At 49.8% G+C, this 12,763-nt stretch carries 10 protein-coding genes; 9 read left to right on the forward strand and 1 reads right to left on the reverse strand.

The window, feature by feature from the left end; translation table 11 throughout:
- The first annotated feature begins 205 nt into the window (after positions 1–205).
- The 3 genes from PGX44_RS11110 (at position 206) to PGX44_RS11120 (ending at position 6,627) form a co-directional block, all read left to right on the forward strand.
- A complete protein-coding gene (locus PGX44_RS11110) occupies positions 206–3,691 on the forward strand; it encodes a hypothetical protein (protein ID WP_498855429.1) in 3,486 nt (1,161 codons plus the stop codon).
- A gap of 331 nt (positions 3,692–4,022) precedes the next feature.
- Entirely contained in the window at positions 4,023–5,237 is a 1,215-nt protein-coding gene (locus PGX44_RS11115) for an MFS transporter (protein ID WP_498855430.1), read from the forward strand.
- Positions 5,238–5,463: 226 nt separating this feature from the next.
- The gene (locus tag PGX44_RS11120) at positions 5,464–6,627 is read left to right on the forward strand and encodes an iron-containing alcohol dehydrogenase (protein WP_498855431.1); all 1,164 of its coding nucleotides are present in this window, start codon (positions 5,464–5,466) and stop codon (positions 6,625–6,627) included.
- Positions 6,628–6,760: 133 nt separating this feature from the next.
- Here the strand turns inward: PGX44_RS11120 and PGX44_RS11125 are convergent, their stop codons facing one another.
- Positions 6,761–7,261, reverse strand: a complete 501-nt coding sequence (locus PGX44_RS11125; protein ID WP_498855432.1) for an Rrf2 family transcriptional regulator — start codon at positions 7,259–7,261, stop codon at positions 6,761–6,763.
- A gap of 119 nt (positions 7,262–7,380) precedes the next feature.
- Between PGX44_RS11125 and PGX44_RS11130 the strand changes: the two genes are divergently transcribed.
- The 6 genes from PGX44_RS11130 to PGX44_RS11155 all read left to right on the forward strand — a co-directional run bounded on the left by PGX44_RS11130 (position 7,381) and on the right by PGX44_RS11155 (position 12,748).
- The gene (locus PGX44_RS11130; RefSeq protein ID WP_498855433.1) at positions 7,381–8,358 is read left to right on the forward strand and encodes an SIR2 family NAD-dependent protein deacylase; all 978 of its coding nucleotides are present in this window, start codon (positions 7,381–7,383) and stop codon (positions 8,356–8,358) included.
- 12 nt (positions 8,359–8,370) lie between these two features.
- A complete protein-coding gene (locus tag PGX44_RS11135; protein ID WP_498855434.1) occupies positions 8,371–9,201 on the forward strand; it encodes an SIR2 family NAD-dependent protein deacylase in 831 nt (276 codons plus the stop codon).
- Positions 9,198–9,752, forward strand: a complete 555-nt coding sequence (locus PGX44_RS11140) for a hypothetical protein (protein ID WP_498855435.1) — start codon at positions 9,198–9,200, stop codon at positions 9,750–9,752. Before PGX44_RS11135 ends, PGX44_RS11140 begins: the two co-directional genes overlap by 4 nt.
- 3 nt (positions 9,753–9,755) lie before the next feature.
- Positions 9,756–11,216 (forward strand): nicotinate phosphoribosyltransferase, encoded by a 1,461-nt coding sequence (locus tag PGX44_RS11145; protein WP_498855436.1) that lies wholly within the window; start codon positions 9,756–9,758, stop codon positions 11,214–11,216.
- 323 nt (positions 11,217–11,539) lie between these two features.
- Positions 11,540–12,115 carry a class I SAM-dependent methyltransferase gene (locus PGX44_RS11150; RefSeq protein ID WP_498855437.1) on the forward strand — a complete coding sequence of 192 codons (576 nt, stop codon included), beginning with the start codon at positions 11,540–11,542 and terminating at the stop codon, positions 12,113–12,115.
- A 15-nt stretch (positions 12,116–12,130) separates the two neighbouring features.
- The gene (locus PGX44_RS11155) at positions 12,131–12,748 is read left to right on the forward strand and encodes an undecaprenyl-diphosphatase (protein WP_498855438.1); all 618 of its coding nucleotides are present in this window, start codon (positions 12,131–12,133) and stop codon (positions 12,746–12,748) included.
- Positions 12,749–12,763: the final 15 nt, after the last annotated feature.

Raw genomic sequence — 12,763 nt, forward strand, 5'->3', positions numbered from 1 at the left:
TGTCATCACATTACGTGATGGACAGAAAGAGATTGCTTTTTTGTAATGTGTAAAAACAAAAAGAAGTGTAACATTTCAAATAAATATAAATTATAGTATAATGAAAACAGATAATCCAATCTGTCTCATGCCGTGGGGGCTGGAAAGCGTTGCTTTCCTTGCGGCAGCGTGGATATAGTCTTTCTTTTCACGGGGAGGAATACGTATGAAATACAGTAGAAATCTAGTAACAGGTTTGATTTTAGCCAGCGTCTGCGGCCTAGGTCTGCAGCCATTGACCGTCCAGGCAACCGATACAGTCGTCACAGGCGATAATACCCAGGTAGTCGGTGCTGCGATATATGATGAGGACGTATCCGGCAATACGGTCACCATGCCTAGCGGCACGGCCAATCATATTTTTGCTGCCTTTACGATGAAGGGCAAAGCCACTGACAACACTGTGACCATTGGCGTACCGGGCTCTTCGGTAAAGCCGGAAGTCACGTCAACCATCAACGGCGGCGAATCAGGACTTAGCGATGCGATGAGCAATAAAGTGTATGTCTATAACAGTAATGTGGGTACGATTTCTTCTGAACTAAAGCCGGAAGATACTATAGGCAAATTGGCACCTGCAGCAGAAGGTATCATCGTTGGTGGTGCTGCCAATACGTTTAAACTGTACGTTACCTTGGGAAAATCCATGACCGACGAAGAATACTACGGTGGCCTGGCTGAGCAGAATGAAGTGCATATTTCCGACAGCACCGTAGGTTCAAACATTACCAGCATCTTAGGCGGCTTAGCAGAAGGACAGGCCAACAACAATAGGGTAACCATCGAAGATTCCGACGTCACCTTGGGCAATTTTTACCGGCATATCGGCGACCAGCAGAAGCTAGTCTATGGAGAAAATTCTATCGCAGGTGGTTTTGGTGTCAATGGTGCCGATAACAACACGATCACCATCAGCAATACGACGGTAGATGTCGGGGCTGTTGGCGAGCTTGAATATTCGGATACTATGGCAGGCCAATACGGCGTTTATGGCGGCGTGGCCCGGGGCGGTACCGCATCAAACAATACTCTTTCCATTACGAACCAGAGCGAGGTGGAAAACGTTCGCTTCCTCTATGCAGGCTCCACGAATAATCCGAAGCGTGGCCCTTGGGAATTTCCCAACTCAGATGGTGCAGCCAGTGCCGGCGGGGCGATAACAGATGATTTAGCCAAGGTATCCTATGCCAATGGCAACACTTTGAATGTTGAAAACTCCGCTATTTCCGGTAATCAAATGCTTATGGGCGGAGCCACAGGGCTCACCGGGGCCAATGATAACACGGTTACTATGACCAATGCCACTGTAACAGGTCTTACTGCGTTTTATGGCAGCGAGGCTACAGGTGGGGAAACTACGGGCAACGATATTACCATTACGGGCGGCTCCATGAGCGGCACTGACGACGAAGGCTGGGACTTTTTGGGCACAATCTCCTCAAAACTAAACAGTGATAATACGCTCACCATCAAAGATGCTGTCATTTCAAATCCCCATGCAATAGTAGGGAATTTCGACACAACGGAACCTGGTAATGGATATGCAAATCCCATTGTTTCAAATAATACGATGACCCTTTCCAATACGACCGTTAACAATGTGATGGGGCAGATAACCACTGCTGTGTCATTTCAAAAAAGCAACTATAATACACTGACCATTACAGGCGGCGACATCAGCTATAACGACTATGCCAAATTGGCGCAGGGGTATTACTATGGTTTGAATTTGGCAGCTGGAACAATTATAGGTTATGGAACTGATACCGAAGCCAGCCATAATACGCTGACTGTAACAGATGCGACCATCACGAATCTGCCGGCCCTGGCTGGTGGTGACATATTCGGTGATGTTTCAGGTGCGGCCGATGATAACACCGTCACCATCACTGGTGGCTCCGTCGACGTAGGTGAAATCTACGGTGGCTACACACCATCCGGCGAAGCCCTGCGCAACAGCGTCACCATGGGTGAGGATATTACGGCGACAAAGGTTTACGGTGGATTCGTTGCCAATGAAGGAAATGCCAACAAGAACACGGTCACCATCAACGGTGGTACGGTGGAAGAAACTGTCGTAGCCGGCACCACACCTTCTGGGGATGCTTCTGGCAATACGTTAACTATCAGCGGCGGCACCATCGGCACGACAGACGCCGTAGATGAAGACGGCAACTCTATTGCTAACGGCAACCTCATCGCCGCAGCCTACACGAAAGACGGCGCAGCCGACAGCAACACGGTCAACGTCTACGGCGGCACCTTAGGCTCCATGATGAGCCTCTATGGCGGCTATACACCAGCGGATATCACGAAGAGCACGAACAACACGCTCAACATGTACACGACCAACAACACCGTTGAAAACCTGGGCTATTTCCAGACCCTCAATTTCTACGTACCGGGCGAAACCCAGGCCAATGACACGGTCCTGGAGGTCACGCAAACAGCTGACGTCCACGGCGCCGCTATTAACGCCGGCGTCGAAAACAGCGTCGGCTTGCGTCCGGGCCAGCATATCAACCTCATTCACGATGCCAATACTATCGACACGACTAGTGGCACGACGTACAGTATGATGCCGGACCGCAACTACGTCGTCACACCGGGCCTGGTCCGCTACGACGTGCTCATCAAAAAGCAAGATCCGGAAACCATCGTGCTCTATATTCCGGAAGATAGTAAGGGCACCGTCATCCCGGCGACCAAGCTCATGACGTCCCAACGTAACCGCGCCATCAGCACCGTCACGGATGTCACAGACACAGCTTCTACCAGTGGCTACGAAACAGCCATATCTGCGTGGAACGCAGATATGGGCAGCCACGCCGGCTGGGACGACCACGAGGTCTGGAAGAAATACACACCGTACGTCCTCTTAGGCGGCAATGACCTCCGCTACGACACGGACTCGACCACCAACACGCAAGGCTTCAACAGCGAACTGGGCTTCGTCAAACGGTCCTATCACGACGACTACATCGACACCTACATGCCATTCCTCGAATACGGCAACGGCAACTACACCGAACGCTATCAGGGCGCCCGCGGTGATGGTAACCAGCAGTACATCGGCGCCGGTTTCCTCGTCCGCCGCGACCGCACTGACGGCCTGCACTACGAAGCCGTCCTCCGCGCCGGCCAGCTCAACACGGACTACCACGCCGACATCGCCGGGCACCACATCAGCTACGACACGGACACGAACTACATCGCAGCCCAACTAGGTCTGGGCAAACTCTATACCCATAAGGATAACGACTACGATATCTACACGAAACTCTTCTGGTCCCACCTCTTTAGCGACAACGTAGACATCTACAGCGACCTCGGCAAAGCCCAATACCAATTCGACAGTGCTGACTCCGTCCGCAGCCGCATCGGCTTCCGCTGGACGAAGCATTACCAAGAAAACCAAACCTACTACGTGGGACTGGGCTGGGATCACGAATTCGACGGTACAGCCCGAGCCACATACAACAACTTCAATCTTCCTGAAAAAGACGGCAAAGGCGACGCGGGCTTCCTGGAACTGGGCTGGTCCAGCCAAAGTCACAAAGACAATCCCTGGAACGCCGACGTCAAACTCAGAGGCTGGGTAGGCATGAAGAAGGGGATTGATTATACCCTTACTATTGGCAGAGCCTTTTGATACTGCCCGCTGATAGAGATAAACACAATAGGACCCAAGGAAACTACAAAAGCGGTTCCTTGGGTCCTATTTTTGTGTCAGATTTAACTTTTGGAATCAGCCTCTATCCCCGCTTCGCGGGACTTTCTCCGATCTCGGAGAAAGCCTGCGACGATTCATTTTAGTGGTCATCTGATCGAAGCCTATTAACCGTGCATTTTTGTGTAATATGAATTGTATTGACAGGGAATATGGGGATTGATAATATGGTGTACATACATCAAAAGGAGTAGTCATAACTAGAAAACGACGACGTACGCAGTGTTTTGGGTGTGAATTGGGAGGGGCTTTTATGGAAACAAAAACGATGCAAGGACGGCAGGGAATCTTGCTCATAGTCGTGGCGGCGTGTCTCCTTTTTGGCTATGGTGCTGGTGTGAGGGGGATTTATGGAATCGTGATCAAGCCTTTGACGGCCCTGTCCGGAATTAGCTATGCTGATGCTGGCTTTTCCTTTGGCATTGCACAGCTCATGTATGGTCTGACCCAGCCTTTGTGGGGCGCATTGGCACTACGGAGAGGAAATCGCCTGGTTCTCTTGTGCGGTGTTCTCCTTATGGCAGCAGGCTTAATCCTGACGCCTTTGGCACATAGTGTTTCGTCGCTCACGTTATACTTGGGCATTATTCTGGCCTCCGGTACAGGTGCTCTCAGCTTTGGTCTCGTCATGGGTACGATTTCTCCCATCCTTGGACCTAAGCGGGCTTCGGCTGTTTCTGGTATTCTCAATGCCTCAAGCGGTATCGGCAGTGCTATTTTATCGCCAGTCATGCAAGGCCTCAATAGCGCTGTTGGCATTCAGGAGGGCCTTTTTATTTTGGGCGGCGCTATGGCCTGTTTGTTTCCAGCCGTTTGGTGGCTCTGCGGTCTGCAGAAAAAGGCTGGCATTAGCGCAGCTGCTGAAGCGACAGCAGGAGAGAGCAGAATCAGCATTGCAGAAAACCTGAAACGGGCTTGGCGGACTTGGGATTACAAGGCACTCCTCATTGGCTTCAGTACGTGCGGCTTTCACATGGTCATTATTCAGACCCATTTAGTCCCACAAATGGAATCCTTGGGCATTCCTGGCGCTACAGCTGCCATGATCTACACGGGTTTTGGCATTACCTCCATTTTAGGCTCTATCCTCTGCGGAGTCCTGTGCCTGCGCTTCCCGCTCCGCACCGTCTTGGGTACACTCTATGCGTTGCGCGTCGTAACTGTAGGAGTATTCATTTTTCTTGTGCCGCAGACAACAATCTGGCTGGCTCTTTTTGCGCTCCTTCTGGGCATGACCGGTGATGCCACAGTGACACCGACGTCGCAAATCATTAGTAACCGCTTTGGCGCTGCATCTATGGCCGTTCTCTTTGGCCTGACCTTTGTTTGCCACCAAACGGGTGGTTTCATCAGTTCCTGGCTGGGCGGAATTCTTTACACGCAAACTGGTTCGTACGATATGATTTGGTTAGCCGATATTATCCTTTGTGCTATAGCTGCTGCCGCCAGCTATTCTATTCGAAAATGATGGATATCCTTCAATCAAATAGTAGTACGGCTGCAATGCCCGTATGAAGTTATTGTACCAGCCTGGTACACAGCGCTTTCTCAAGTCTTAGAGAAAGCGCGTCAGGAAAATTAGACTTCCTTATTGAATCCCTCCGAAATTCGAATTGATATGCATTTGCCTAATGACTATAATAGTGTATGAAAAGTAATTAAGCATATATTGAATGTAAGGGGGAAATACCGTAATGAACGAGTTTGTCTATAGCTATCCTACAAAGGTTTTATTTGGTGAAAAAGCCGCGGCTAAGCATTTGCCGGCAGAGTTATCTAAGGTTGGGCAGACGGTCATGTTGGCGTATGGTGGCGGCTCTATTAAGCGGAACGGGATTTATGATGAGCTTCTTAGTGTCTTGCAGGCTGCTGGGAAACGAATTGTTGAGTTTTCCGGTATTATGTCTAATCCAACGTATGCCAAGGTTCAGGAAGGGGCAGCGCTGGCTAAGGCAGAAGGTGTTGATTTTATCTTGGCTGTTGGTGGTGGATCTGTCCTAGACTGCTGCAAGGTGGTTTCGGCTCAGGCTAAGCTAACGACGGACCTGTGGAGTTTTGAGTATGGTGAAAAGAAGCAGCCTGCGGAATTTATCCCTATGGGTGCTGTTGTTACGGCTTTTGGCACTGGCTCGGAAATGAATAATGGTGCCGTCATTACGCATGAGGAAAAGAAAATCAAAGGAGCCTTATGGGGAGCTTTTTATGATTTTGCTATTCTTGATCCGCTTTATACAATGACGATGCCTTTGAAGCAAGTTTTTTCCGGGGCTTTCGATTCGCTCAGTCATTGTATGGAAACGTATATGGGAAAACCGCGGACAAGCAATTTGTCCGATGAAATTAACGAAGCGTGCCAGCGCAATATTATCGCCCATGTACGGGCTACTCTGGCAAATCCTCAGGATGTGCAGGCCCGTAGCGAGCTTATCTGGGCGGCAGCCATGGCGGAAAATGGTATTCTAAAAATCGGCAAGGCTACGGATTTCCAGGCTCATATGCTGGAACATCAGCTCGGCGCTTATACGGATTGCAACCATGGCCAAGGCTTGGCGGTTATCCATCCTGTTTTGTATCGTCATATGCTCACGGAAGGGGAAGAGCAGTTTGCTCGTTTGGCTGTCAATGTCTGGGGAGTTGATCCCTCTGGAAAGAGCCAGGCAGAACTTGCCGAAGCGTTTGTTCAATCTTTGGCAGCTTTCATTAAAGAAGCAACTTTGCCAACCACCTTTGCTGAAATGGGGATTACTGGTGACGTAGATTATAAGGCTATTGCTCAAAGTACGGTCCTCACGCCCAACTGCTGCAAGAAATTCACAACGGAAGAACTTCTGGATGTGTTGATGGAATGCAAGGGATAGGGAAGATTTTAACTTTATCTTTTATTGGGATAGAATGTGGCCAGGGCCTAAGGAAATGCTTTTGCTATTTCCTTAGGCCCTGTTTTTGTGTGTTCAAATAAGTTAAAAGAATCAAACTCTATAAAATCAACCACTATTCCCGCCTCGCAGTGCTTTTCCTAATCTTGGAGAAAGCCTTTATTTTTTTTGCTGGCTTTACGGGATGTTCTAGTCTCTGAATTCGCTTTTCATATTCATCTAGGACATTTTGCAGTGTAATGTGGGCCATTTCTTCTTCGGCCCGAGTTTGAACCTGGTCGAAGGAGTCCTGGAGTGCTTCTTGAATGTGGACGCCTACGCCGCAGTTGGGATTAGTGTGGGTGTCCAGGTGGAGCAGGGGCTTGCGGCCTTCGACGGCGCGGTAGACGTCTAATAAGGTGATTTCCGTTGGTTCTTTTGCCAGTTCTGGTTTGGCGTGGCCTTTGATGCTGCGCAGGAGATCGGCTTTGCGCAGTGTAGACATGAGCTGCCGGACGTAGCTGGCGTTGGTTTGGACGCTGATGGCGATGCGTTCACTCGTGAGGGGCAGGTCCGGATTTAAATTGATGAAGGCGAGAATGTGGACGGCGTCGCTGACTTTGGTTGAGTATTTCATGGGAATTTCCTCCTTGCTGTTGATTTTATTTTAACATCCTGTTGACGAAGATACAAGACGGTGTTACACTATGTTTGATGTTAGAAATAAATGTACAGCAAAGAAAAGAGGATATAGCCATGAGCTTTTACGAAGATCTTGTCATGAAGACACAGATGAATTACAACAAATATTATCGCCTGTATATGATGGGCCGTACACCTTACGAATTGAGCGACAAGCCTTGTGCTCCGTATAAGGAGCAGATTGCTGCTTTGATTGAGAAAATCAATACGGCAGATTGTGTAATTGTCGGGGGTGCTTCAGGACTTTCCGCTGCCGGCGGTGGTGATTTCTATTATGAGGATTCGCCGTCGTTCCGTCAGTATTTCGGCAAGTTTGCCAAGAAGTATGGCTTTGCCGGTGCTTTTAATGGTATGCAGTATCCCTATGCCACGCGAGAAGAATTCTGGGCTTACTTGGCGACGTTCCTGTATACGACGCAGCATGCACCGGTCCGTCAGCCTTATAAGGATTTGGATGTCCTCATCAGGGATAAGGATTTTCATATTCTGACGACGAATCAGGACACACAGTTTATCAAGCTGTATCCAGAGGCCAAGGTTAGTGAAATTCAAGGGGACCATCGCTTTTTCCAGTGCGCCCGTCCTTGCTGTGATGATACGTGGGATGCCTTACAGCCTATTGAAGAGATTATCAAAGCGACAGGCGATGGTCTCTCTATTCCCAGTGATATGATTCCCCATTGTCCCCATTGCGGTGGTGAAGCGTTCCCGTGGGTCCGGGGCTATGGCAATTATCTCCAAGGAACGAAGTACGAAGCAGAGTATGCTAAAATTTCCCAGTATGTCCAGGCACATGCAGATGCGAAGATTCTCTTCCTCGAACTCGGTGTGGGCCGCTTGACGCCCATGTTTATTCAAGAACCGTTCTGGAATCTGACGCTCAATTTGCCTCAGGCGTACTACGTGTCGGTAAACGACCGCTATGCTTTCTTGCCGAAGGATATTGAAGATAAAGGCTTTGTCATCCACGGTGATTTAGCGGAAGTGCTCCACGATGCAGCGGATGCCATGGTCAACAGGAAGACGAATTAAGGAGGTATAGGGATGGCAAAGTATCAGGAAATTGCAGAAAAAATCAAAGCGGCCGACGCCATTCTCATCGGTGCCAGCAATGGCCTTTCCATTACGGAAGGGATTCATCTCTTTGCTGATAACCAGGCGCTACAGGACCTCTTAGGTGACTTCAAGGACCGGTATGGCTTGCGGTCTCTCTTGCAGGGTATGGGTGCCCGCTGGCCTGAAGAAGAAGTGAAGTGGGCGTTTTGGAGCCGCATTGTGCAGCATTATTGCAATGAGTACCAGCCTACGCCGGTCATGCATGATTTGAAATCGCTCATAGGGGACAAGGAGTATTTCATCGTTACGTCGAATGGGAAAGAGCACTTTGAAAAGAGTGGCTTTGCTAAAGAAAAGATTTATGAAATTGAAGGAACGTGGCTCGCTTTGCAATGTGCTCATGCCTGCCATGCCGGGTTATATCCTTGGTCAGACCTGGCAGAGAAGATGGCGGCTGCAGAACAGGATGGCCGCATCCCTGCAGATATGGTGCCCAAATGCCCCCGGTGTGGTGGTCCTATGGCAGTACACCTGTGCTTGGATCAGAACTTTTTGCCAGACCACGAAGCCGGACGGCGGTTCCAGGATTTCCTCACGCAATACCACGGCAAAAAACTGGTTATTTTAGAATTGGGAATTGGCAAAAATAACCAGCTTATCAAGGCGCCGCTCATGCGGCTTACGGCGGCAGAAGCGCAGGCTACGTATATCACGATTAATTTAGGTGAAATTTTCATTACGCCGGATATTAAAGAACGGGCCTACGGTCTGGAGGGGTATTTGGAACCGGTAGTCCATGAGCTGGTGACGTGCCTATGAGACAGGTAATTCCTGCTGCCATCCGGGAGGACTATGTGTACTGGAAGACGTATATGCATGAGCACGTAGATTTTTCCCATGGTGCCAGCGTCATCCACACGAAGGCCCACTGCGAGCGGGTGCTCTTGTATGGCCTCATCTTGGCAAGAAAGCTGAAGCTGACTAAAGCGGAAACGGTGAGTCTCTGTCACGCTGCTGTGTATCATGACTCGCGGCGTCACGATGACTGGCTCGACGTTGGCCATGGGAAACGGGCTGCTGAATACTACCAGCAGGCCTGCCAAGCCGGGGCCTTGCCCTTTTACCGCCTGGCGTATGTTGTGATGGCTTGGCACGATCACGCTGATGAGGAAGGTCTGGCCGTCATACGTGAGCACGTTGATTCGCCGCATGCAGTGCTCGTGTACCAAACCTTTAAGGATGCCGATGCGCTGGACCGCTTCCGCCTCGGGCCAAATGGCCTGGATGTACGTTATTTGCGCAGTGAGGCAGCACGTCAGCTCTATGATTATGCCCATGCCGTCTGGACAGACGGTCTTGAGGAGGGATAAACGATGAAGCAGATGGATACACGCAATCTTTCCATGGTCATGGATCTCTACGAAATGACTATGGCCAACGGCTATTTTCACACGGCCGATATTTATGATCCCGTTACCTTTGATGTATTCTACCGGAAAAATCCAGATGGCGGAGGTTTTGCTATCTTTGCCGGTTTAGAGCAGGTCTTGGATTATTTAGAAGGGTTGCATTTTGGCCCGGAGGATATTGGCTATTTGCGGTCTCTTCGGCTTTACGACGAGAAATTCCTCGAATGGCTGGCTCACTTTCGTTTTACCGGTACAGTAACGGCCATGCCGGAGGGCACTATTGTTTACCCAAACGAGCCATTGGTGACCATCAATGCACCGCTCATCGAAGCCCAGCTTGTAGAAACAGCCATTCTGGCCCAGATTAATCACCAGTCCCTCATTGCGACGAAGGCCCGCCGCATTGTCCAGGCTGCCAAGGGACGGGCTGTTTCGGATTTTGGTGCCAGACGGGCCCATAATATGGATGCTGCTGTCTACGGTGCACGGGCGGCGTATATCGGTGGCGTCGACAGTACGGCTACGGTCTTGGCAGGCCAGCTTTTTGGCATTCCCGTAAGTGGTACTATGGCTCACAGCTGGGTCATGTATTTCGACGACGAGTATACAGCGTTCAAGCACTTTGCCGAAATCTATCCGGATCAGGCAGTCCTCCTGGTGGACACGTATAATGTCCTTACGTCGGGCGTGCCCAATGCCATCCGGGTGGCAAAAGAAGTCCTGGAGCCTATGGGCAAACGCTTGGCCGGTATCCGTCTTGATTCAGGCGACTTGGCCTATCTTTCAAAAGAAGCACGGCGTATGCTCGACGATGCCGGCCTGACTGATTGCCGCATTGTCGTTTCTAACAGTCTCGACGAATACACAATTCGTTCCCTCCTCGATCAGGGCGGCTGCATCGACTCCTTTGGCGTCGGCGAACGGCTCATTACTGCCAAGAGCGACCCCGTCTTTGGCGGTGTCTATAAGCTTACGGCCGTTCATCACGGACAAGCGTGCCGCCCTAAAATTAAGCTCTCTGAATCCTTCGAAAAGATCACTAATCCAGGCCGGAAGAAAATTTGGCGTATTTACGACGCAAGCGGTCATGCCCGGGCAGACCTCCTGACAAATCCCGATGAAAAACCGGATGTGCGCACGGAATACGTCTTCATCGATCCGGAGAAGCCTTGGAAACGATCATACTTCAGTCATTGCATAGCAAAAGAATTGCACCAGACGTACATCCAACAAGGCAAACGCGTCCAAACCCTGCCAGCACTTTCGGATATACGGGCGTACGTCCAGGACCAGCTGTGTCATGAGATTTGGCCGGAAGAACAACGCTTTGAAAATCCTCACCACCATTATCTTGATATGAGTCCGGCCTATTATGAAATGAAAATGAATCTTCTGCGTCAGACGCGGGGACAAGACAGCCTGTAAAAAGGCTCTTCCACCTTTTTTCACTAAGCTGTCCGGGTAAAAGAGAGCAAAAAAGCGCCAGCTTCGGATACAATGTATCCCGAGGCTGGCACTTTTTTTTGTAACCTTTTTTGGAGGTGCTGATATTTGGCTTGTATTTTTCTTATTAAAGAGGAAATAAAAAGTGAGATTTGCGGATACGTTGTTGCCGTTTTTTAGCTTTCACCTCCAAGTTTGGAGAAAGCTAAGAAAAAGTTATGTTCCTGTTTAGCTTTTAGAAAGGTTTATGATGCATACTTACAAGCATCAATCTTGAAGCAGGTTAGAGAAAGGCGGCGATTTGTATGGTAGCAACTCGGGCAGGTGTTTTGGAACGAGTAACGTTTTTTAGGAAGTTTGTAGAGCATCCCACGGAGATCGGTAGTGTTACGCCCAGTTCGGCTGTGCTGGTGGAGGCTATGGCTGACCAGGTTCCTTGGCAGCATGTGCAAAGTGTCATCGAGCTGGGTTCCGGTACAGGGACGTTTACACGGGCTATGGCCGATCGCGTGCGTGCAGATTGCCGTGTAATCTTAGTGGAGCAGGATTGGCAAATGCGCTATGACCTGCAGCAGGAGTTTCCTGATTTTGCTGTAGAGGAACGGGCTGAGGAGCTGACCCGTATGGTTCACCAGTCTGGCTTGCAGCATGTTGATTGCGTTGTATCCGGGTTGCCATTCCTTTCGTTTCCGAAAGCTTTGCGGGAAGAAATCATCCGTGAGGTTTGGCAGGTCCTTTCTCCGGAGGGAGTTTTTGTCCTCTTTCAGTATACGCCGTTTTTGAGGCCTCTCTTGGCCAGTTATTTCCCGTCTATTGAGACAAAGTACGTGCTCAAGAATTTCCCGCCGGCCTTGGTCTATACGTGCCGTTTCGGTCGATAAGAGGAGGGGACGCTTATGTTTCTGACACAACTGGGCGCTTGGGATTACCACGCCTTTACACTCATCAACAATATGGCCGGCCAATACGCTATACTGGATTCGCTCATGAAAGGCTTATCCCGCTATGGTCCGGAAATTTTTGTGGCATTTCTGGTCTATCTATGGTTTAAAGGCCGTGCGGGTACAGAAGATCAAAGAGATCACCGTACTTTCGTCATCTTAGCTATTGCCGGTACGGTATTCGCCTTGGCAATAGGCCAGGTAATCGGTACAATCTGGTTCCGTCCCCGTCCTTTCACCGTTCACTTAGTAAATATGCTCTTGCCACACGCAGCAGATGCATCCTTCCCGTCGCATCATGCCTTGGCAGCCTTTGCCATTGCGACAGCTGCCTGGTTCTATGACAAGAGGACCGGTATCGTCTTTGGTATCTTTGCCATTCTCGTCGGCATTTCCCGTCCCTTCGTCGGGGCTCATTATCCCCTAGATATCGCCGGTGGCGCATTCATAGGCATTGCGGCTATGACAGTCGTCTACAAAGGCAGAGTGATTCTGATGAAACCGGCAGCTTTTATCGTACGTATTTATGAAAAGGCTCTGTCACAACAAATGGTTGATTTTGACGAGAAATAGCGTATAATAATAGTA

It is taken from the genome of Caecibacter sp. AF58-12pH5A (assembly GCF_027681725.1).
Lineage (GTDB): Bacteria > Bacillota > Negativicutes > Veillonellales > Megasphaeraceae > Megasphaera > Megasphaera hominis.